The sequence below is a fragment of the Methylobacillus pratensis genome, from assembly GCF_054072455.1.
Genome location: NZ_JBSUSR010000001.1, coordinates 845,780 through 867,941 on the forward strand (window position 1 = coordinate 845,780; position 22,162 = coordinate 867,941).

At 58.9% G+C, this 22,162-nt stretch carries 20 protein-coding genes; 4 read left to right on the forward strand and 16 right to left on the reverse strand.

Going from position 1 to position 22,162, the window contains the following annotated elements:
- Nucleotides 1–16: 16 nt before the first annotated feature.
- From ACW4YW_RS03810 to ACW4YW_RS03845, 8 genes are all read right to left on the reverse strand, one after another.
- Nucleotides 17–3,148: an MdtB/MuxB family multidrug efflux RND transporter permease subunit gene (locus ACW4YW_RS03810; RefSeq protein ID WP_457136341.1), complete on the reverse strand. Its 3,132-nt coding sequence runs from the start codon at nucleotides 3,146–3,148 to the stop codon at nucleotides 17–19.
- Nucleotides 3,145–4,473, reverse strand: coding sequence for an MdtA/MuxA family multidrug efflux RND transporter periplasmic adaptor subunit (locus ACW4YW_RS03815; RefSeq protein ID WP_457136342.1), 1,329 nt, complete (start codon nucleotides 4,471–4,473; stop codon nucleotides 3,145–3,147). Before ACW4YW_RS03815 ends, ACW4YW_RS03810 begins: the two co-directional genes overlap by 4 nt.
- Before the next feature lie 486 nt (nucleotides 4,474–4,959).
- The gene (locus tag ACW4YW_RS03820; protein WP_457136343.1) at nucleotides 4,960–5,937 is read right to left on the reverse strand and encodes a vWA domain-containing protein; all 978 of its coding nucleotides are present in this window, start codon (nucleotides 5,935–5,937) and stop codon (nucleotides 4,960–4,962) included.
- Entirely contained in the window at nucleotides 5,934–6,485 is a 552-nt protein-coding gene (locus ACW4YW_RS03825) for a hypothetical protein (protein ID WP_457136344.1), read from the reverse strand. Before ACW4YW_RS03825 ends, ACW4YW_RS03820 begins: the two co-directional genes overlap by 4 nt.
- Nucleotides 6,470–7,450: a vWA domain-containing protein gene (locus ACW4YW_RS03830; RefSeq protein WP_457136345.1), complete on the reverse strand. Its 981-nt coding sequence runs from the start codon at nucleotides 7,448–7,450 to the stop codon at nucleotides 6,470–6,472. Before ACW4YW_RS03830 ends, ACW4YW_RS03825 begins: the two co-directional genes overlap by 16 nt.
- Nucleotides 7,447–8,367, reverse strand: a complete 921-nt coding sequence (locus tag ACW4YW_RS03835; protein WP_457136346.1) for a hypothetical protein — start codon at nucleotides 8,365–8,367, stop codon at nucleotides 7,447–7,449. Before ACW4YW_RS03835 ends, ACW4YW_RS03830 begins: the two co-directional genes overlap by 4 nt.
- Nucleotides 8,364–9,227 (reverse strand): DUF58 domain-containing protein, encoded by an 864-nt coding sequence (locus ACW4YW_RS03840; RefSeq protein ID WP_457136347.1) that lies wholly within the window; start codon nucleotides 9,225–9,227, stop codon nucleotides 8,364–8,366. The genes ACW4YW_RS03835 and ACW4YW_RS03840 overlap by 4 nt, the downstream gene beginning before the upstream one ends.
- Before the next feature lie 7 nt (nucleotides 9,228–9,234).
- On the reverse strand, nucleotides 9,235–10,272 hold the full coding sequence (locus ACW4YW_RS03845; protein ID WP_457136348.1) for an AAA family ATPase: 1,038 nt from the start codon (nucleotides 10,270–10,272) through the stop codon (nucleotides 9,235–9,237).
- 229 nt (nucleotides 10,273–10,501) lie between these two features.
- Between ACW4YW_RS03845 and pdxR the strand changes: the two genes are divergently transcribed.
- A complete protein-coding gene (gene pdxR / locus ACW4YW_RS03850) occupies nucleotides 10,502–11,974 on the forward strand; it encodes a MocR-like pyridoxine biosynthesis transcription factor PdxR (protein WP_457136349.1) in 1,473 nt (490 codons plus the stop codon).
- Between the two features lie 16 nt (nucleotides 11,975–11,990).
- On the opposite strand, the gene ACW4YW_RS03855 is transcribed toward pdxR, so the two are convergent.
- From ACW4YW_RS03855 to gloA, 3 genes are all read right to left on the reverse strand, one after another.
- Nucleotides 11,991–13,190, reverse strand: coding sequence for an acetate/propionate family kinase (locus ACW4YW_RS03855; RefSeq protein WP_457136350.1), 1,200 nt, complete (start codon nucleotides 13,188–13,190; stop codon nucleotides 11,991–11,993).
- On the reverse strand, nucleotides 13,187–14,143 hold the full coding sequence (locus tag ACW4YW_RS03860; RefSeq protein WP_457136351.1) for a bifunctional enoyl-CoA hydratase/phosphate acetyltransferase: 957 nt from the start codon (nucleotides 14,141–14,143) through the stop codon (nucleotides 13,187–13,189). Before ACW4YW_RS03860 ends, ACW4YW_RS03855 begins: the two co-directional genes overlap by 4 nt.
- A 142-nt stretch (nucleotides 14,144–14,285) precedes the next feature.
- Complete coding sequence (gene gloA / locus ACW4YW_RS03865) at nucleotides 14,286–14,684, reverse strand: lactoylglutathione lyase (RefSeq protein ID WP_457136352.1); 399 nt, start codon at nucleotides 14,682–14,684, stop codon at nucleotides 14,286–14,288.
- Nucleotides 14,685–14,979: 295 nt separating this feature from the next.
- Between gloA and ACW4YW_RS03870 the strand changes: the two genes are divergently transcribed.
- The 3 genes from ACW4YW_RS03870 (at nucleotide 14,980) to ACW4YW_RS03880 (ending at nucleotide 17,779) form a co-directional block, all read left to right on the forward strand.
- Nucleotides 14,980–15,495 (forward strand): HNH endonuclease, encoded by a 516-nt coding sequence (locus ACW4YW_RS03870; protein WP_457136501.1) that lies wholly within the window; start codon nucleotides 14,980–14,982, stop codon nucleotides 15,493–15,495.
- Nucleotides 15,496–15,515: 20 nt separating this feature from the next.
- Nucleotides 15,516–16,727, forward strand: a complete 1,212-nt coding sequence (locus tag ACW4YW_RS03875; RefSeq protein WP_457136353.1) for a hypothetical protein — start codon at nucleotides 15,516–15,518, stop codon at nucleotides 16,725–16,727.
- A gap of 293 nt (nucleotides 16,728–17,020) precedes the next feature.
- A complete protein-coding gene (locus tag ACW4YW_RS03880; protein ID WP_457136354.1) occupies nucleotides 17,021–17,779 on the forward strand; it encodes a class I SAM-dependent methyltransferase in 759 nt (252 codons plus the stop codon).
- Nucleotides 17,780–17,879: 100 nt separating this feature from the next.
- On the opposite strand, the gene ACW4YW_RS03885 is transcribed toward ACW4YW_RS03880, so the two are convergent.
- Genes ACW4YW_RS03885 through ACW4YW_RS03905 form a run of 5 tightly spaced genes read right to left on the reverse strand, consistent with a single transcriptional unit; the run spans nucleotide 17,880 to nucleotide 21,896 of the window.
- Nucleotides 17,880–18,137 (reverse strand): YfhL family 4Fe-4S dicluster ferredoxin, encoded by a 258-nt coding sequence (locus tag ACW4YW_RS03885; RefSeq protein ID WP_457136355.1) that lies wholly within the window; start codon nucleotides 18,135–18,137, stop codon nucleotides 17,880–17,882.
- Between the two features lie 19 nt (nucleotides 18,138–18,156).
- Complete coding sequence (gene coaD, locus ACW4YW_RS03890) at nucleotides 18,157–18,639, reverse strand: pantetheine-phosphate adenylyltransferase (RefSeq protein WP_407995814.1); 483 nt, start codon at nucleotides 18,637–18,639, stop codon at nucleotides 18,157–18,159.
- Nucleotides 18,640–18,678: 39 nt separating this feature from the next.
- Nucleotides 18,679–19,236, reverse strand: coding sequence for a 16S rRNA (guanine(966)-N(2))-methyltransferase RsmD (rsmD, locus tag ACW4YW_RS03895; protein WP_457136356.1), 558 nt, complete (start codon nucleotides 19,234–19,236; stop codon nucleotides 18,679–18,681).
- Nucleotides 19,223–20,563, reverse strand: coding sequence for a M16 family metallopeptidase (locus ACW4YW_RS03900; protein ID WP_457136357.1), 1,341 nt, complete (start codon nucleotides 20,561–20,563; stop codon nucleotides 19,223–19,225). Before ACW4YW_RS03900 ends, rsmD begins: the two co-directional genes overlap by 14 nt.
- Entirely contained in the window at nucleotides 20,553–21,896 is a 1,344-nt protein-coding gene (locus ACW4YW_RS03905) for a M16 family metallopeptidase (protein ID WP_457136502.1), read from the reverse strand. The genes ACW4YW_RS03900 and ACW4YW_RS03905 overlap by 11 nt, the downstream gene beginning before the upstream one ends.
- Between the last annotated feature and the right edge of the window lie 266 nt (nucleotides 21,897–22,162).

The window sequence follows — 22,162 nt, forward strand, 5'->3', positions numbered from 1 at the left end:
CGACCGTCCGCCAGCATTACGCCAGCTCCTCGTCCGCATCGCTGATGCGGGTTTCCACCCTGGCACGGCGACGCACCAGGCGGTCGAACAACAGGTAGATCACCGGCGTGGTGAAAATGGTCAACAACTGCGACAGCAGCAGGCCTCCCACCATGGTAATACCCAGGGGCTGGCGCAATTCCGCACCGGCGCCCGTCGCGAACATCAAGGGCAAGGCGCCGAACAATGCAGCCATGGTCGTCATCAGGATCGGGCGGAAACGCAGCAGGCTGGCCTGGTAGATCGCATCCACCGGCTTGAGCCCCTGCTCGCGCTCCGCAGCCAGGGCAAAGTCGATCATCATGATGGCGTTTTTCTTGACGATGCCGATCAGCAGGATGATGCCGATGATCGCCACCATGCCGATCTCCTGCCCGTGCACCCACAAGGCCAGCAAGGCCCCGACCGTGGCGGAAGGCAAGGTGGACAAGATGGTGACAGGGTGGATGAAGCTCTCGTAGAGTATCCCCAGCACGATATACATGCACACCAGCGCTGCCAGGATCAGGAACAGGGTATTGGACAGCGAAGCCTCGAAAGCGAGCGCCGCACCCTGGAAGCGGGTTTGTACGCTGCCCGGCAATTGCAGCTCGGCCACCGCCTCGCGGATGGCGCTCACCGCATCCCCGAGCGCGACGCGGTCCGCCAGGTTGAAAGACACAGTCGCAGCGGGGAACTGGCTGATATGGTTGATGGTGAGCAGGGTGTTGCGTTCTTCCACCCGCACCAGCGCATTGAGCGGCACCTGGGTGGTCACGGTATTGCCCGCGCTATCGGTGCTGCTGCCCGGCACATAGAGATTGGCCAATGCTTCCGGGCCGCTGCGGAAGTTAGGCGGCACTTCCATCACCACGCGGTATTGGCTGGCCTGGGTATAGATGGTGGAAATCAGGCGCTGGCCGAAGGCGTTGTACAGCACCGCATTTATATTGGATACGGTCACGCCGAGCCGGGTGGCATTGTCGCGGTCTATCACCAGGTATGCCTGCAGGCCTTTGTCCTGGAGGTCGCTCGCAACGTCGGTGATCTGCGGCAACTGGCGCAACTTCTCCATCACGCGCGGCATCGCGGACTGCAACACGGCAATGTCAGGATCGGTAAGCAGGAAGCGGTACTGCGTACGGCTGGTCTTGTCCTCTATGGTCAAGTCCTGCACCGGCTGCAGGTAGAGCTTGAAATCGGGGATGTCCGCCGTGGCCTGCTTGAGGCGGGCGATCACCTCGCCGGCATTGACGTCCCGATCCGCATGCGGCTTGAGGTTGATCAGCACGCGCCCGGTATTGAGCGCCTCATTGGTGCCGTCCACCCCGATATAGGAAGATACGCTTTCCACCGCAGGGTCGCGCTTGATCACGCGCGCGAAGTGCTCCTGCTTCTTTGCCATGGCGGCGAAGGACACCGACTGCGGCGCCTCGCTGATGCCCTGGATCAGTCCGGTATCCTGGGTCGGGAAGAAGCCCTTGGGCAGGTAGAGGTAGAGCAAGACGGTGATGAGCAGCGTCACCAATGCCGCCAGCAATGTCAGCAGCTGGTGCGACAGCACCCATTTCAATGCGCGGCCATAGCCGTCGATCACACCCTGCATCATGCGCGCGCCGGCCAGGGAGAACCGGCCTTTCTCGGTATCAGGCACATGCTTGAGCCACAACGAGCACAGCATGGGGGTCAATGTCAGGGAGATCAGCATCGACACCAGGATGGCGATCGCCAGGGTCAATGCAAACTCGCGGAACAGGCGCCCTGCGATGTCGCTCATGAACAGGAGCGGAATCAACACCGCGACCAGCGAAATCGTCAACGAAATGATGGTGAAGCTGATCTGCTTGGAACCCTTCAATGCCGCCTGCAGTGGATTGTCCCCCTGCTCGATGTAGCGCTCGATGTTCTCCAGCATCACGATGGCGTCATCGATGACGAAGCCGGTGGCGATCGTCAAGGCCATCAAGGTGAGGTTGTTGAGTGAGAAGCCGGAGAGGTACATGATGCCGAAGGTGCCGATCAGCGACAACGGCACGGCAATGGACGGAATCAGCGTCGCGCGGCCATCCTGCAGGAACAGGAAAGTCACCAGCACCACCAGCGCGATCGCGAGCAGCAGCTCGAACTGCGTATCCTTGACCGAAGCCTGGATGGTATGGCTGCGGTCGCTCAGGATGGAAACCTTCACATTTTCGGGCAGGCTTTCCTCCAAATCCGGCAACAACTCGCGCACGCGCTCGACCACATCAATCACATTGGCGCCCGGCTGGCGCTGGATATTGACGATCACGGCCGGCTTGTCGTCCGCCCAGGCGGCAAGGTATTCGTTCTCTGCGCCGTCATAAGCCTGCGCTACGTCTTTGAGGCGGATCGGCGCCCCGTTCTGGTAGCTCAATATCAGGTTGCGGTACTCCTCCACGCTGCGCATCTGGTCATTGGCATCGATGGTGGTGGAACGGGTGGCCCCGTTGAAGCTGCCCTTGGAGCCGTTGAGGTTGTTGCTGGCAATTGCGGTGCGGATGGACTCCAGACTGAGGCCGTACGAGGCCAATGCCGTGGAATTGGCGCTCACGCGCACGGCCGGGCGCTGTCCGCCGCTGATGCTCACCATGCCGACGCCGGAAATCTGCGCAATCTTCTGCGCCAGCCGCGTATCGACCAGGTCCTGCACCTTGGGCATGGACAAGGCGTCCGACGTCACCGCCAGGGTCAGCACGGGCACATCCGCGGGATTGACCTTGCTGTAGACGGGCTGGCTCGGCAAGTCGCTAGGCAAGAGGTTGGAAGCGGTATTGATCGCCGCCTGCACGCCCTGCTCGGCAATGCCCAGGCTGGTGTTGAGATTGAAGCGCAGCGTGATCACCGAAGCGCCGCCTGCGCTGCTGGACGACATCTCGTCCAGGCCGGCTATCCTGCCGAGCTGGCTTTCCAACGGTGCCGTGATCATGGAGTTGATCACCTCAGGGCTCGCGCCCGGATACAGCGTCTTGACCTGTATCGTCGGATACTCCACCTCCGGCAGCGAAGCGACAGGAAGCAGCCGGTAGGCCAAGATGCCCGAGATCAGCAAGGCCAGCATCAGCAGCGTGGTCGCGACCGGCCTTTCGATGAAAATCCGGGAGGGATTCATGAGCGCGGGCCCCGGCCCTGGGCACCCGCCCTGTTCTGGTTATCTCCGCCGGCCTGCCCAGGCTGGCCGCCCTGCCATTGGCCTCGCCTGCGCTCGCCAGGGGCGCCTGCCGCAGGCTGGGCATCATCCTCGCCAGCAACGCGCACCACCATGCCGTCCGACAGCCGGTCCACGCCGTCGATGACGATGCGCTGCCCTGCATTCAACCCTTGGCGTATTTCCACCTGCTCGGCCTGGCTGATGCCGACCGTGACACGCTGCTTGGCTACCTTTTTCTCGGCATCGATCGTATAAACGTAGGTCCCTTGGTCGTCGCGCTGCAATGCACCGCTTGGGATCAGCAGCGCATTGGTCACTTCTGCGGCATGCAGGCGCACATTGACGAACTGGTTGGGGTACAGGCTGTCGTCGGCATTATCAAAACGCGCACGCAGCTTGAACGTGCCGGTGGTGACGTCGATCTGGTTATCGATGCTCGCCACCATGCCCTTGGCGATGCGCACCTGGCGCTGGCGATCCAGCGCCTCGACCACCAGCTTGTCGGGGTTCTGCTTCAACTGGCGCCTCACCGTGGAAAGCTGCTGTTCAGGCAGGCTGAACACCACGCTGATCGGGCGCGTCTGCGCCAGCACCGTGATCGGGGTGGTAGCATTGACGGTGACCTGGTTGCCGACATCGACCTGGCGCAGGCCGATGCGCCCGCTGATCGGCGCCCGCACCTTGGTGAAGTCGAGGTTCAGCTTGGCTGCTTCTAGCTGTCCCAATGCATTGTCCAGGTTGCCTTGATACTGGCGCACAAGTGCCGCCTGCGTGTCCAGCGTCTGGATCGCGATCGAGTCCTCGTCCTTCAATTCCTGGTAACGGGCCAGGTCGATCTCGGCATTCTTGAGCTGGGCACGGTACTGGCTGACAATACCCTCGGCCTGCTTGAGCGCAGCCTCATACGGACGGGCATCAATCTCGGCCAGCACGTCGCCCTGCTTGACCTCCTGCCCCTCGGTGAACAATATCCGGCTCAACTGTCCTTCCACGCGCGCAGTGACGTTCACGGTATTGAGCGAAGTCACCGTGCCCACTGCATCCAGCTGCACGGAAAGCGGCGCTTGCGCCACCTCGCCGACGCTCACCAGCATGCTTTCCCCGAACATGCCGCGCCGACCACCGCCAGGAAAACCGCCACCTGGCCGCGGGCCGCCTGCCCCGGGGCCGCCAGGGCCGCCCGGCGGCATCCCTTGCCCCATCCCGGGAGGTCCCTGGTTGCTGGAGGAGGACAAGGGCACATATTTCCACAGCGCATACGCAACAGCAGCCAATACGATAGACAAGATTAACCAGGGGCGCAGGGTTTTCAATAATGGGCTGGACATAGGAATTTAAGACATAAATTGAAAAATGGAAGCAGTCTGGCGATACTTTAACCGCCACGATCAAGCTGTATTCTTGCGCATAATATTATTTGCCCGGTTAGCTTGCCGCAAACTAATTTACACAACCCTACACCTCGATATTCCCGCATTCGTCTGCCTATCGCCACCGCATCATGGCTTCATGACGAGAAAAAATCCAAGAAACGAATTAATTATGATGATAATCATCATGTTATATGATTTTTCACAAATCTGAACGTACCGCCTGGCAACCAATATCACGCTGCATGACAAGTTAATCCTCTTACAAACCCTTACATAACAAGCTGATAGCGGCATAAAAAAAGCAAACCCCATTGCCGCCGAGGTTTGCCTGAAATGTGCATGGTGACTGTCAGTACATCCTGCACCGGACGCGTCGGCGCCCATGATGTGATTGTTGTGCTAGCTGAACTTCAAGCCGCTCTTCCCTGCACGCAGGTTGGGCAGGTAAATGCCGAGGATGCAAAGGAAGGCCAGGCTGTAATAAATCCAGGCCAGGGAATAGATCGTGACGATCTTTGCGGCCGGCTTCTGCTTTTGCACGAAGTCCAGGAACTCCCGGCTGTCCGTGCCTTCCACGTATTGCGCCTTAATTTCCTGCGCGAGGTTGGTCAGGTGCTCCTCGTCGAGCATGGAAAGGTAGCGGTCCCACTCGTCGGAGGCCACCACGGGGTCGGGGTCGTCCTTGCTCGCATCGGCATAGTTGCCTCCCCCGCCGCCCTCCTCCTTGGAGTCTATGCCCCAATAACCCACCCACTTGTTGTTGGCGTTGTAGCGCGGAATGGACACCGCCTCCTTGCCGCCCACGCCGACGAACACCGTGCGGCTGCCGACGCGCACGTCGCTCAAGTCCAGCTTGTTGATGCCGTTGGCCTTGGGCGCTTCGTCGCCATCGGTGAAGAACAGCATCTTGGCGGGCGCATCCAGGTAATCCAGCACGCCTTCGGCCGCCTTCACGCCGAAGGTAATGCGGCTGTTGCCGCTCCAGGCCATACGCCACTCCAGCTGCGAGATGGTGTCGATGATCTCGTCGTAATTCGCGCAGACTTCCAGCGGCATCAGCAGCAGGGCGACGTTTTCCGCCGCGTAGGCCCCGACGCTGATGTAGGTGCCGCATTTGGACGTTTCCACCACCCGCTTCATCAGGTGCTGGGCATACTCCATGCGGCTGGCCTCCTTGTTGTCCACCTTCACGTCCTGGGCGTTCATGCTCTGCGACACGTCCGCGAGCAGCAGGAAGTTGTGCATTTCCTGCTTCAACAGCATCTGCGGCTTGACCAGTGAAGCCAGCAACAACAGCAAGGCCAGCGCGACCAGCAGGTTTTCATAATACTGCCTGCCCCATGCCAGGGCGCGGCGGAGGATCAGGGCAGGCATCATGGCAATCCTATCGGCAGGTTGCTCAATTCCATTGCGGTCTGCTCGCGCTTGCCGATCTGCATGTTGGCGGGAATCACGGCATGCAGCAGGCTGAGGTTGAACTTGGCTTCCGCTTGCGCGGGGTTCTGCTTCAATGCCTGCTCGTAAGCCACGATGGCCTGCGCATAGGCGTATTTGGCGTCATCTTGCAGGCTGCCGTCGGAATTCACCATGCGCACCAGCCCCGAGCGGAACAGGTTGTTGCCGATATTGAAATAGATCTGCGCGCGCAGTTCCGGGCTGGCATTGCCTTTCTTGTCCATGCTCTCGAGCAACTGGCTGTAATTCTGCACCGCATGCTTGTAGTTCTTGGATGCGCCCTGGAAGTAGGCTTCGGCAAACTTGCGCTGCATGGCGTAATCCTCGTTGCTTATTTCCCCTCCGGTGCGCAATGCGTGGTTGGCTTGTTCCGCCTGCCGCAATTGGTAGAGCACGGCGCCGGCCCCTACCAGGCCGGCCAGCAGGAGCAGCCCCGCGATGGCATTCTTGATTTTCAGGTGTTTTTCCATGAGTAGATCCTCAGATTCTTGAGCAGCAATACCAGGCATCCCAATGCCAGCGCCAGCACGGCGAAATCCTGCGAGAAATTGCGGCCTGGAATGGTGATGGGATATTGAATCGTCTTGTTTTCGCGGTTGCCGATGTCCTGGATCGCGGATTGCAGGGTGTCGGGATTGTCCGCCTCATAAGCCTGGTACTTGATGTTGAGAGACTTGAAATACCTGTCCAGCGCGATCGCGGTCGGCACCCTGTCCTCGTCGTATTGGTTCTTGGAGAAGATGCTCACGTCGTCAGGCTGGCGTAGCACGATCCAGTACAGAGCAAGGTTGTTTTTCTTCAAGCTCGCCTGCAAGGTGGCCTTGACCCGGGGGCTGAGTTTCCCCGCCCCGTCGGACAGCAGGATGACGGCGCGCGAACCGGTGCTCTCGATATTGTCGAACAGCGTCACGCCCTTGGTCAGGCCTGCACCGATATTGGTCTGGTTAATCGAGGGGCTGGTCGCGGCATTAATGGCGGCATGGATCGCATCGCGGTTGTTGGTGATCTTGACGCCATAGAGCGCGGAGTTGGAAAAACCCACCACGCCCATCATGTCGTCCGGGCGGGAGTCGATGAACTTGGTGATCAGGCGCCGCGCCGCCGTGGACTTGATCTCCCCCGCGCTGCCGGAGGTGACGTCACCGGCAAAGGGATGGTCCATGCTCACGCTGCGGTCGATCACCATCGCGATCTGCGCACCCTTGCCCACGCGCTGCACCACTTTTTCCGGGCCGTGCGGATGCGCCAGCGCCAGCAGGATGGAGAGCAGCAACAGCGTCATGAGCGTCTTGAGGCCGTAGTCCATGAACCGGGATACGCGATCCTGCGGCAGTATCATGACCCACGAATACAAGGAGCCCTGCCGCCCCTTGAGCCAGAACGGCACAAAGCACAACGGCAGCAATATGAATAGCCAGGGATATTGGAAACTCACGCCACGCCTCGCTCACAGTGCCGGAATTGCTTGCTGAGCCGCTGCAGTTCCTTGATGGTTTCCGCGGCGTCCCGCCCTTGCCCGAAGAACAGTTGCTCGTTAGAGCTGGCGAAGAAACGGGCGATGTCCGCGCGAGACCTGCCGAAGCGAGGATTCTTCTGCACGAAGCTATCGATATCCTGCGCGAAGCAATTGCTGCCGTACCAGGCATTGAACGCCGTATGCATGTGGTAGAAGCCCTCCTGGACAGCCGCCGGCGAGGAAGGCCTGAGGCGCTTGATGCGGCGGTGCGCCTGGGCAAACGCGCCGCCCATGAACGGCAGCCACTTGCGGTCCGCATTGATATAGAGCAGCGCCAGCACGCCTGCGACGATCAGGCCGAGGAATACCAGCAGCCATCGTTGCAGTGCACCGGTATCCACCAGCGGCGGCAGGAACTGGTTCTGCATATTGACGAATGCCTTGCCCAGCCTGGCGGCATTGCTGCCGACCAGCGGCGCGAACCAGAACCGCCATGCCGGCACATGCAATGCATGCTCCTGGCCGTCGGCGGCATTGAACTTCAGCTCCAGCTCCGGCAACTGCATGGCGGTGGGACGGTCGCGGCTGGCGAATACCTGGTAATCCAGTTGCAGGGTATATTGCTGCCCCTGCTTGCTATCCTGCCGTAACTGCACGCCGACCAGCTCGATGCCGTCCTGCCTGCCGCCCTTGGCTGGCAGGCTGTCCTTGGCCAGCTTGCCGTTCGCGGGCAGGGTAAAACGAATCTGACGGGACAGCACGTCCCCGATCTGCACGCCATAGGCGCGGGCCGGGTTGGTGACGACGACCTCTGGTACGCTTCCAGTTTCCGCAACGGCCTGCGGTGCAAGCAGCACGGCCGTCAAGAAACCCAAGAATGAAATGATGTTGTTCATAAGCTCAGATACTGTTCAAAATAATGGGTCATCAGGTCGGGGTGGTATTCATCCGCGATATAAAGCGCCGGGCTGTCGAACCTCAAGAAGAGCTGCTGCAATGCCTGCCGGCGCTCGGCATAGATTTCCCCCACGCGCTGCCGCAAGGCCGAGGTAAAGAACAATGTGCGGCTCACGCCGGTTTCCGGGTCTATCATGTTGCTGTACCCCAGCCTGGGCAGCCTGCTGATTTCATGCTCGTCCCAGATCACGACTGGAATCACCTGGTGCGCGGACATCGCGGTCAGCGTCTGCTCCACGTGTTCCAGCGGCATATGGAAATCGGACAGCCAGAACACCAGGCTTTTCTTCTGCCCCAGGTATTGCGGCACTTCCAGCACGCCCTCGCTGCCGCGCCCCATATCCTCGCAGTCCGCGACCAGGCATAGCTGCGCCAAAAGCTCGGGCAGGCGGTTGCCCAGCGGCAGCAATGTTTCCTCCAGCACCTTGTCGTGGTAGCCGATGAAGCTGTAGACATCGCCCGCATGCGCCACGGCGCTACCGATGGAGGCGGCGATGTCCACCGCCAGGTCCAGCTTCCTCGCGTGCCCCCTGAATTGCATCGAGCTCGACATATCGCAGAGGATATACACCGGGGTCGGGCTTTCCTGGTTGAACAGGCGCACCTGTATCTGCTCGAACGGATCGAGCAGGCTGCGGCCGATATCCATGCGCCGGGTATCGGGATAATCCACCAGCGGCACGTTGCCGCGGTATTCGAACCCGGTGCCGCGCTGGTTGCCCGGATGGTCGCCCAGGTGGTGGTTGTCGGATTTCCACGGGATGCTGTAGGTAAAGGAAGTTTCCGGTATTGCGATCATGACGGGCTCAATGCTTGCCGGGGACTGCAACCGTATTGATGATCTGCGCCGTCAGTTCGCGCGCGAGCGCGGTGCGCTTGGAGTCGTACATCGGGTTGAACACCAGCCGGTGCGCGATGATTTCATGGAACACCGCATGCAGGTCCTCCGGCAGCAGGCTGTCGCGCCCGTTGAGCCAGGCGTTAACCCGCGCCGCCTTCAGCAGCATGCCCATGCCGCGCGGGCTGGCGCCGGCCTGCACCAGGCGGGAGGTTTCGACGCCTTCGAGCTTGATACCGAACTTGGCCGGCTGCTGCGTCGCCTCCCACAAATCCAATGCATACTCCTCCAGCACATTACTGGAACGAACATGGCGCTGGATGGTGTCGGAAAAGCTGTTGAGCTGGTCGAATTGCAGGACATGGTCTTCCACCTGCTGCGTCAGCGTCTCGGCGTGCTGGAACTTGGTATCGAACATCAGAGACTTCCTGTGCTCGCGGCTTTCTGGAATCTCGATGGGAATTTCCATCATGAAGCGGTCGCGCGCGGCGGACGGGATTTCAAAGGTTTCGTTCTTTTCCACCTGGTTGCGGTCGGCGAACACCACCATGTGCGGCAGGCGGTAATCCTTCTTGAACGCCTGCAGGTGGCGTTCCGCCATCACGCGCAGCATCAGCGCATGCACCTGAGGGCGGGCACGGTTGATTTCGTTGAAGAAGAATACCGAGAGGTTCTCCCCGGCACGCAGCAACGGGCCTTCGTCGATCTGCGGACGGCCTTCCGAATTGAGGTAGGTGTGGTAAATAAGGTCGTTGGGCATCAGGTCCACGGTGCCCTCGATACGCTCGTAAGCACCCCCTATGCCGCGCGTGATGGATTGCAGCAGCGTGGTCTTGCCGACGCCGACGCCGCCCTCCAGCAGCACATGCCCGCGCGCGAAAATCGCGGTGGTCATCAGGCGGATCGCCTTGCCCTGGCCGACAATGATCTTGCCGACCTCGCTCTCGAGCTTGAGCGCCTTGGTACGCCAATCGGCAAGCTCTATATCATTGGAAACCGTATTCATGCTGCTCCTCGCTTCTCCATGTATATTCAATTTAAAATAAGCATATGTTTTTATTAGTTTTATAAAAATTATCACCTCAAGTGTTACCAATTGTAATAATTTGTTACTGGTACACATAAGTTCCAGAAAATTTATAATGCATGGTCCAGAATGGATTTTTCATGGCATATTCAATTAATAAATCCAACAGAATCACCATCTAATCCACAGCCAGAACAAGGAGGAATTCATGGTAAAGAAAGTCCGCTTATGGGATTTCAAGTTCGAACTGGCTCCAGGCTCCCGGCTGCCGGTCTTTATGCAGATCGTGCAAAAGATCATCGAGGAGATTCAGGCGGGCAGGCTCGCGCCGTCTTCGCCCATGCCCAGCTCCAGGCAGCTTGCCAGCAACCTGTCGGTGAACCGCAAGACCGTCATCATGGCGTACGAGGAACTGATCGCGCAGGGCTGGCTGTCGTCGGCCGCGCGCAGCCAGACCTTCGTCTCGCCCGACCTGCCCGCCTCTGCGGTCAACCCTGCCCCGGCCAATGCCACCAGCCGGCTTCCCTCGGCCAGGGCAACCGCCGCTGCCGCATTCGTGCCGCCGCAGGATGGCGTGATCCATTTCAGCGACGGCATGCCGGACACGCGGCTGATCCCCCACAGCATCATTGCCCGCGCCTTCCGCCACAGCCTGCTGCATGCCGACAAGAATCATTGCCTGGGTTATGGCGATCCCAGGGGCATGTTCGCGCTGCGAAGCTCGATTTCGGATATGTTGAATATGGAGCGCGGGCTGTATGTCACGCCGGACAATATCTGCATCGTGCGCGGCAGCCAGATGGGGATATTCCTCGCTGCCCGGGTGCTGGTGCAGCCTGGCGACCATGTGGTGACCGAGAGCCTGACCTACCCTCCGGCGCGTGACGCCTTCCGCTCCTGCGGCGCGCGGATATTGAGCGTGGGCCTGGACGAACATGGCTTAAAGGTGGATGAGCTGGAACAGTTATGCAAGACCATCGCGATCCGCGCCGTGTATGTCACGCCGCACCACCAGTTCCCCACCACGGTCACCATGACCGCCGAGCGGCGCCTGAAGCTGCTGATGCTGGCCGAGACCTATGATTTCCACATTATCGAGGACGACTACGACCACGAGTTCCACTTCACCAATCATCCCATCCTGCCGCTGGCCAGCAACGACAGGCAAAACCGCGTGATCTATGTCGGTTCGCTGTCCAAGGTACTCGCCCCGGCGCTGCGCATCGGCTACCTGGTGGCGTCGGACAGCGTGATCGAGCGATGCGGCCGCGAAATCCTGCTCATAGACCGGCAGGGCAACTCTGTCACTGAGCAAACCGTGTCCGGACTCATCAACAGCGGGGAGCTGCGACACCATATCCGCAAGACCTTCAAGATTTACTCCGAGCGCCGCAATACGCTGCAACAACTGATCGATGAGCATCTTGCCCACGCAGTGGACTTCAGGCAGCCGGTAGGCGGGCTGGCGTTCTGGGTGCTGCTCCGGGAGGGGAGGAAAATGGCGTCATTGCTGGAACAAGCCAAGCAACACAAGGTCGGCCTGCTGCCCGCAACCAATTTTGCCATGGGTCAGCCAGTACCCGCCGCCTTGCGGCTGGGGTTCGGCAACCTGGATATCGAGGAAATCCGCACCGGCGTCATGCGCCTGCAACAAGCGCTGGAAGCCAGCCAAACCGCCTGACGCTGCGGCGTGCCCGTCAGGGGGTAGTTTCACCTTCCGCTTGCAACAGCCGCTGCGTATGGCGGGCCGCCATCCATTCCTCATTGGTCAGGGCGACCAGCACGGGAATGGCGCTTTCCCCGGAGGAAATCACCGTGGCGTGCGACTGGTTAGCGGCGGCGTCGAGCCGCACGCCCAGGAACGCCAGGCTCTGCGCCACGCGCTGACGGATATCCGCATTGTGCTCGCCTATCCCGGCAGTGAACACCAGCATGTCCAGCCCGCCAAGCGCCGCCGTCATGGCGCCGATCTCGCGCACGATGCGCCGCACGTACAACTCCAGCGCCAGACGCGCGCGCGGCTCCGCCGCCTCGCGTTGCAACAGGACACGCGGATCGGAAGCGATGCCGGACACGCCGAGCAGGCCCGACTCGTGATAGAGCATTTCCCCCACCCTGGCAGGCGTCAGGTGCTCCACCTCCATCATGTGCAGCAGCACGCCGGGATCGAGCGCGCCGCAACGCGTGCCCATCATCAATCCGTCCAGCGCGGAAAAACTCATGGTAGTCGCCATGCTCTGCAGGTTCTGCATGCCGCACAGGCTGGCGCCGCTGCCCAGGTGCGCAACGATGGTGCGCCCCCTGGCATGGTCTCCAGCCAGCTCGGGTAGGTGCACAGCCATGTATTCGTAGGACAAGCCATGGAAACCATAGCGCCTGATGCCGCGCTCGAACGCCGCATAAGGCAGTGGCAGAACCTGCTCGACCTCGGGCAGAGTATGGTGGAAGGCGGTATCGAAACAGGCGACCTGCGGCAGGCCGGGGTCGATGTCCAGCAACCGCTCTATCGCCTCCAGCGCAAAAGGCTGGTGCAGCGGCGCCAGGGGAATGTAGCTGCGCAGGTCGTGCAAAACCTCCTCGTTCACGCGCACTGGCTTGAAATAGCGGCTGCCGCCATGCACGACGCGGTGCGCAATCGCCGCCAGCTTGTCGCCGTGCAGTTGCGCCTGCATGCGGTCGATGATGTAGCGCAACGCCTCGGAATAAGGATGCGCGCTGCCGAGCTCAATCTGGTGCGGCTTGGTCAGGCTGTCCCCGTAGCTGGGATTGGGGCTGAGAATGCCGTCCACCTTGCCGTTCCAGCGCGGCTTGCGCGGAATCTCGGCATGGCCGATATCGAACAGGCCGAACTTGATGCTGGAAGAGCCGCAGTTCAGCACCAACACCAGTTTGCTCATGGCGGACTTTCCCGATAATGCTGTGCGAGGATGGCGGCGACCGCGCAGGATGCCAGCCGGCTCTGCTTGGGGTCGGCCCGGCTGGTGAGGACGACCGGCACTTTCGCGCCGACGACGATGCCGGCGCTATGCGCATTGCCAAGATACTCGAGCTGCTTGGCAAGCATGTTGCCGCTTTCCAGGTCCGGCGCCACCAGGATGTCGGCCGCGCCTGCCACCTCGGAATGTATGCCCTTGATCTGCGCAGCTTCCGAGGAAATGGCGTTATCGAACGCCAGCGGCCCGTCGAGCACGCCGCCGGCGATCTGCCCGCGGTCCGCCATCTTGCAGAGGATGGCCGCATCCATCGTCGCCTGCATGTGCGGGGAAACCATCTCCACCGCCGCCAGCAACGCCACCTTGGGAGAATCGACGCCGAGCACCCTGGCGAGGTCGATGGCATTCTGCACGATATCGGCCTTGGCCAAGAGGTCGGGCGCGATGTTGATCGCCGCATCCGTAATGATGAACGTACGCGGATAAGTCGGCACCTGCATGAGGAAACAATGCGACACCCGGCGCTTGGTACGCAGCCCCGCGCTTGACGGCAAGATGGCGGACATCAGCTCGTCGGTATGCAGGCTGCCCTTCATGAGCGCCTGTACTTCGCCTGCCGCCGCCAACTCAGCCCCCTTTGCCGCAGCCGCATGGCTATGCGGCACATCCGCGATCTCGACATCGCCCAACACCAGTCCCTCTTGCTGCGCCACCGCCTCCAGCTTGCTGCGCGGGGCGATCAGCACAGGCACTATCAGCCCCAACGCTTTCGCCTCCAGTGCCGCGGCCAGGCTGACGGCATCGCAAGGATGCACCACGCCCGTACGCACTGCAGGCAAGCCTTGTGCATAGCGGATGAGGTCCTGAAGCAAGTCCTGGGATCGGCCTGGGCGGGCCAAGGGTAAGGTTGGTGACATCGGCGGCTCCTTTATTCGATGCATGTACCTAACACAGCCTCGGGCAATAGTTCGCTGTTGCAGGCAAACGTAGGGCTTGCTACCAAGCTATCGAAGGGTGTTTATTGAAGATAATCACAGGGTTTGCTTGCAACGGCATGGCTTAAGCCGAAGTCCAGGTGCCCTTCTGGATGAATTCCACCTTGTATCCGTCCGGGTCCTCGATGAACGCAATCACCGTCGTGCCGTGCATCATGGGCCCAGCCTCGCGCACCACCTTGCCACCCGCCTGCTTGACCGCCTCGCAGGCGGCATAGGCGTCGTCCACCTCGATGGCGATATGGCCGTAGGCATTGCCTTTGTCATAACTGCTGGTATCCCAGTTATAGGTCAGCTCGATCACCGCCTGGTCGCTTTCGCTGCCATAGCCGACGAAAGCCAGCGTGAACTTGCCATCAGGATATTCATGACGGCGTAGCAGCTTCATGCCCAGCACATTGGTATAGAACGCCAGCGACTTCTCCAGGTCGCCGACCCGTAACATGGTATGCAATATGCGCACGGCACTTTCTCCAATGATTGATTATGAGAGATTCATTATAACCGCAATGAATTTTTATCTATCTGTAGATGCGATCACTTCTCATTGTGAGATCAGGGGACTGCCCGACTGCTTCTCGAGCCAGCTTTATTTTCATTCACAAAAATTTAGGCGACCTAAATCATCATATATATTCCAAAAGCATTGCAATTGCTGAAGCGTTAATTGACTTAGCTCGCCAGCATCAAATACGATTCTAATACCTAGATTTAAATATAGATTAGCTATTATGAAAGGTACCCAACACTTCTCGCGTATGAACTATAACGTGCGTAGAGGCCTTCGCGAGATTGTAGCTCCAGATCACCGCGTTTCTAAGCAAGAGTGGGCACTGGTGCTCGCAGAATTTTGTGGTACTTGCGCATATTGCGGTTCGAATGCATCCGCCGAGAATCGCGGCATAATCCCTGATCATCTTGTAGCAGTGACTGATTTTGGAGAGCTAGTACCCGGAAACATCGTTCCTGCTTGTCAGACCTGTAATGACTCTCGCGGCAATAAACCTTGGCGTGAATTCCTTGCCATCAGATTTCCAGCAGATGCAGCCGAGCGAATTCACCGCATAGAGCAATACATCGCTATACACAATTACTCTCCGCGCAAACCAGAATCATCCCTGACTCTCGATGAGCTAGCTTTGTACAACGGCTTGATTGTGGAGTGGGAGCTGTTCTTGGCAAAGGCCCAAGAGCTTCAGTCCAGGGTCACTCAGCGTCGGTCACTTGAAGCTAACAATTCATCCAAACCGAATTCGCTTAGTGGGCCGGCTTAATTCAGACGTTGGACATCGCTATGCCACTAACTACGGATTTTCTGAATTCCCTTACATGCCCGCATCCTAAGGTCATCTATGAACGTCTGCTGAAAGGACCAACACATAAGGGTATGGTAATTTGGAAGTGGCGCTCTGAGGTAAGCCCGGATGACCTCTACTGCTACCTTGGCGCAAGATTTGGGAAGCCGAATGGCCCGCAAAACTTTCTACGAAACGACAGTTCGGACAACTTAATTCATTGGGAGTGGGTTCTTGATCATCCATTAGGAAGCATCCATATTCAAGGCATGAACTTCAGAACGGAGCTATGGATTTCCCGTGATCTGAATGTCTCTGACATTGATAGTAGAGTTTTTGCCTCGCAAGTCAAAGCCGATTTTGCCAACTATGGGCAGAAGATGGCCGAAATTCGCAAATCGCTCGAGAAATGGACTGAATTCGTTAATCCCTATCAGCGGTTGCGACGCGCAATCGAAAAAATGTTATCTGAGCTTCACACCTTGGATCTTCAACCAGAAAAACAAGCAATCCCAGATATCATGGATGCTAATGACCTTGAGCAAGACAAATGGGGAAATATTCTCGGCAGATATAGCAAGGGACTCGGCATTTGCTTCGGTATTCGCTCTATGCTGCCGGTGATGGCTGAGGCATATGTAAATTTTTTACTTTTTGCACTGATGCGCCGCGAACTTAAGAGCGACGAACGGCTACGAGAAAACACAATTCGGCAACCAATCGATGTTCGTGTAAAAACGCTGCATATTACGTGCGTTGGCTTCGCAAAACCCATCGACTACACATCGCCAGCGTGTAAGGCGTACCACACTCTCGTCAATGAACGAAACGATTTACTGCACGGCAATGTCGTGCTCGAAAAGCTCCGCTTCAACGATGTCTATTTCCATGGAAAGATTCCAGTATTCAAGGAATATCGAAGTATGTGGGAGCGAACTATTGGAGTTGAGATCAATGCAGTAGGGTTACAGCGTCTCGCTGAAGAGGTAGCGATAGTAAATGCCTTCATTGAATACTTATCATCCTGCATAAAGCCCGATGTTAAGAAAAATATCGACATGATGTCAGATAAGCGCGATCTCGGATTGAACCAGCAGAACGGAAGAATTGGTATTTTGTTCCCCGACCATCTTGTCGACTCGCATATGGTAATGGATAACGAACGCAACGATCCTAATGGTGATATCCAACCCAATATCAGTCAACTATAAGCCTTTTGCGAAAATCTGACCATTACCGTGTAAGTGTTGATCATAGAAATAAAGGATATTATCGAGATCATTGTGTCAAAGGCTAACTGATCATTATATCTGGCGCCAATGCTCTACATGACCACGGAGGAACTTGGGAATATATGATGTGCCAAGCTATAGCGGAATTGTAAGAACTCCAAAACATTGCTCAATCTCGATTCCGCGATAATCGAGGCTCTCCCAAATGCTGTATGAGCTTGAGGTCGGCGGCGTCTACATGAACGAAGCATGCAGCTTCAGAAAAGAAATGATTGGCTGGCTCAGATTCAACGCCGGGCGGCAATGACATGGAGGACGGGATGCACCAGGACGAGATTAAGGCATTATTCGATCAACAGGCTGCAGGCTATGACGCGCAGTGGGCGAAGACCTTGCCGATCCGCAATTGCTTGCACTTGCTGCTGGACTCGATATTTGCCGGACTGCCGGTAGATGCCCGCATTCTCTGTGTCGGCGTCGGGACGGGAGCGGAACTGGCCTATCTTGCACAACAGCACCCCGGGTGGCGGTTTACTGCGGTGGAGCCTTCCGGCCCCATGCTGGACGTGTGCCGGCAACGGGCGGAAAAAGAGGGAGTCGCGTCCCGTTGCCATTTCCACGAAGGCTATCTGGATTCGCTCGCGGACACCGGGCTACATGACGCAGCCACTTGTTTCTTGGTCTCGCAATTCATTCTCGATCAAACCGCTCGCTCCGGGCTCTTTCGAGAAATCGCACGCAAACTAAAGCCGGGAGGGATGCTGGCAAGCTCCGACTTGGCTTCGGATGTGGAGTCGTCCGAATATGAAGTCTTGCTGCGTGCCTGGATGAACATGATGGCGGCGGCAGATATTTCGCCTGAAGGCATAGATCGCTTGCGCAAAGCCTATGCCAATGATGTCGGAGTGCTTGCGCCGGACAGGGTCGCAGCCATCATTGAATCAGGAGGCTTCGAGCCGCCGGTGCAGTTTTTCCAGGCAGGATTGATTCATGCATGGATATCGAAGCGCGCCCAAAGCATTGCTACCTGAGAAATCACACAAGTCGGCGAATCTAATGCGCCTGCTCAACCTCAGCGAGCCAGGACTTTAGAACTACGGCAAGCCAATCCCGCAGTCATCAAGACCGCCGTCATGGCTGCTTGACCAGCATGATCTGCAGGTATTTCTGGTAAAGCTGGTCGTGAGTCTCGACCCGGTTGGGATCGTGCGGGATGCAAGCCACCGGACAAACATCCTGGCATTGCGGGTTGTTGAAATGGCCGACGCACTCGGTGCAGAGGCTGGGATTGATCTCGTAGATTTCCTCGCCCTGGTAGATTGCGCCGTTCGGGCATTCGGGCTCGCAAACGTCGCAATTGATGCATTCATCGGTGATCATCAGCGCCATGGCGGACTCCCTGCCTCGCTCACGCCAGCTTGAGCGCAATGCGCTCCTGCACCAGGGGAGAGACGAACTGGCTGACATCGCCCTTGAGCTGGGCGATCTCACGCACCAGGCTGGCGGAGACGAACATGTACTGCTCGGCCGGGGTGAGGAAGATGGTTTCCATCTCGGGGAAGAGCTGGCGGTTCATGCCGGCGAGCTGGAACTCGTACTCGAAATCCGATACCGCCCGCAGCCCGCGCACGACCGCTCGCGCGCCCTGCTCGCGCACGAACTGCATCAACAGGCCGGAAAACCCCAGCACTTCCACATTGGGGCAATCGGACAAGACGCTGGAAGCCAGTTCCACGCGCTCATCCAGCGTAAACATGGGATGCTTGCCCGGGCTCCTGGCGACCGCCACGATCACATGATCAAACAAGCCGGCGGCACGGCGCACGATGTCCTCGTGGCCGCGGGTGATCGGGTCAAAGGTGCCTGGGTAGACGACTTTCAGCTGGCTCAAATGCACAATCCTTGCAAGGCGAAGCAGGCAAGCTGCCTGTCAATCGGTTGATCTATCTGCCAATTTTAACAGGTGATAGAAAACATTGCCCGCCTTGCCATGCTTGACGACCTGCCACGGCAGCTCGTCATCGAGGGCAAACTCGGCCTCCACATAGACTACGCCGTCCTCAGCCAGGTGGCTTGGGAGATGGGGCAGAAGCTTGGGCAGCCAACCCTGCTGGTAAGGCGGGTCAAGGAAGATCACGTCGAAGCGTTCGCGGTTCTGCGCCAGGAACTGCAGGGCATCCTGCTGTAATATGCGCGCGGCGCCTGCCTTGAGCAGGGACTGGTTCTGCTGCAAAAATTTCGCAGCAGGCGCGGATTTCTCCACCAGCACCACGGCGCTGGCGCCGCGCGACAATGCCTCGAACCCCATTGCGCCGGTGCCGGCAAACAGGTCGAGGCAGCGCCGCCCGTGCATGTCCTGCCCAAGCCAATTGAACACGGTCTGGCGCACCCGGTCCGGCGTGGGCCGCAATCCCGGCGCATCCGGGAAGCTCAATAGGCGGCTGCGCCATTCGCCGCCGCTGATGCGTACACGGTTACTTGCCGCCACTCTCGGTGCCGCCTACCACCACTGTCACCAGTTTGTCGGGATCGATGCGGCGGCTGAACGCATCCTTGACCTGGGCCGCCGTCACCGCTTCCACCTTGGCGTTGAATTCATCCAGGTAATTCAATGGCAGTTTGTAGAAACCGATCACGGCCAGGTAGTCGAGGATTTTGCTGTTGCTGTCGATACGCAGCGGGAACCCGCCGATGATGTTCTGCTTGGCGGCCTTGAGCTCCGCCTCGGTCACGCCCTTGCTGATGAAGTTCACCAGGGTTTCGCGCACCAGCTTGAGCGCATCCTCGGCCTGGTCGCGCTTGGTCTGCAGGCCGATCTGGAACTGTCCGAGCTGCTGCATCGGCATGAAGTAGCTGTAGACGCTGTACACCAGCCCACGCTTCTCGCGCACTTCCTCGGTCAGACGCGAAACGAAACCGCCGCCGCCCAGGATGTAATTGCCGACATAGAGGGCGAAATAATCAGGGTCGCCGCGCTTATTGCCAGGATAGCCCAGCATGATGTGGGACTGGCTCGCCGGGTGCGCGATACGGCGCTCCACCGCCGCTTGCGGGTAAGCCACCTCGGGCAGGGCCGCGGCGGCAGGGCTGTCCGGCAAGCCTGAGGAAATGCGCTCGGCGATCGCACGCGCCTGCTCCGGCGTCATGTCGCCCATCAAGGCGATCACGGCATTTTTCGCGCCGTAGTACTGGCGGTGAAACTGTTGCAAATCCGCCTGGGTGAGCGCATTCACCGACTCGGGCTCGCCGTCCTCTTCCACGGCATAGGGGTGGTTGGCGTACAAGGCCTTGAGGAAGGTGCGGTTGGCGATGCTCGCAGGCTGGGTGGCAGCTTCCTTGAGGCCGGCAATGATCCGGGCTTTTTCACGCTTGAGCGTTGCCTCGGGGAAATCCGGCTGATGCAGGATTTTCGTATAGATATCCAGCGCCGCCTTTTGCTCGCGCTCGCTGCTCAGGGTGCGCAGCTTGAGCGCCGCCCTGTCCGCATCGAGCTCTCCGCCGAGTATCGCGCCGACATCGGCCATGCCGTTGGAAATCTGCTGGTCGGTCAGGCCGCCGGCCCCCAAGGTCATGAGATAGCGGGTAATGCCCGCCAGGCCCGGCTTGCCGCCGTCGCGGGCGCTGCCTGCGGCAAAATTGGTGCTGATGTCGATGATAGGCAGGTCATGGTTCTCGACGAAATAGACCGCGCTGCCATTGCCGGTCTGCCAGTGCTGGATGTTGAGGGCGGCCTGTGCATGGAGGGCGGACAGCAGCCCGGCTGCAATGACGAGCGCCTGCTGCGCGCGCCGGACAAAAGAAAGATTAATGCGCATGTGGCTTGCCTTTTGGTTTTGCATTGGGGTCAATCGGTTGTGGGTCCAGGGTCGCAACCGTCATGCTGTCCCTGACCAGGTACTTGCGGGCGACATCCTGCACCTGCTGCGGCGTCACCGCTTTCAGCTTGGCAGGATAGCTTTTCAGCGTGCGCCATGAGAAACCGGTGGTTTCCAGGCGGCCGATCTGCATGGCCTGGTAGAACACGGAATCGCGCTGGTATACGTCCGCCGCAATCACCTGCGCCTTGACGCGTTGCAGCTCCTCGTCGGTCACCCCTTCCTGCTTGATGCGTTCCACTTCGTTCAGCAGGGCGGCTTCCAGCTCGGCCACGGTCTTGCCTTCGCTGGGCGTGCCTTCCAGTTCGAACAGCCCGACCTGCCCGCGCTGGATCAGGTCATAACCTGCGCCCACGTCCACTGCCAGCTGCTGCTGGCGCACCAGGTTCTGGTTGAGCCTTGCCGAGGCATTACCATCCAGCACGCCAGCGAGGATTTCAAGCGCGTATGGCTCCCAGTCCTTGTCCGCATCCTGCAATACCGGCACATGGAACCCCAGGCGCACGTAAGGCAGTTCGGCAGGCACCTTCACCACGGTACGGCGCTCGCCGATCTGCTGAGGCTCGAGCTGCGGCTTGCGCGCGGGCAATGCATGCGGCTTGATCGCGCCAAAATGCTGCTTGGCCAGCTTGAGCACGCCCTGCGGATCGACATCGCCCACCACGACCAGGATGGCATTGCTCGGCGTATACCAGGTCTGGTACCACTCACGGGCATCCTCCACGGTCATGTTCTCGAGGTCGTTCATCCAGCCAACGATGGGGCGGCCATAAGGATGGGCCTGGTAGGCGACCGCATTGAACTGCTCGTTGAGCATGCCTTGCGGCTTGTCATCGGTACGCCAGCGGCGCTCCTCCATCACCACCTTGATTTCCTTGGAGAATTCTTCCTTGGTCAGCTGGAGGTTGGCCATGCGGTCGGCTTCCAGCTTAATCGACAATGGCAATTGCGATTTTTCCAGCTGCTGGTAATAGGCGGTGTAATCGGTGCCGGTGAAGGCGTTCTCGCGCCCGCCGGCAGCGGCGATCAATCGCGAGAACTGTCCTGGCGGCACGGCCTTGGTGCCCTTGAACATCATGTGCTCCAGCACGTGCGCGACGCCAGTCTTGCCGTTGACTTCGTCCACGCTGCCGGCGCGGTACCACACTTGCGACACCACTACCGGCGCCCGATGGTCCTCCTGCACGATCACCCGCATGCCGTTGTCGAGCTTGAACTCGTGCGTATCTGCTGCCTGGGCTGCGATCGGCATCAACGCCAGTGCGAGCCACATTCCTCGAATAAACACCTTGCGATTCTCCTTTAGCCGCATTATTCATGCATTATAGCGGTAGTGCCTGATTGCCTGCACCAATGCGCTTGCCTGGCCGCACCTGTGGCGACATGCCATGCAACGATGCTCTGACACAGCCATTTCAACATTAGTTCTTACAGTAAAGGCAGGTATATGCATGCGATATATGGCAGTAATGTTGCCGATAGGTAAAAATACCTGAAGATATGGTCAGAATAACCAGTTTGAGCCGCTGCAAGCGCCTT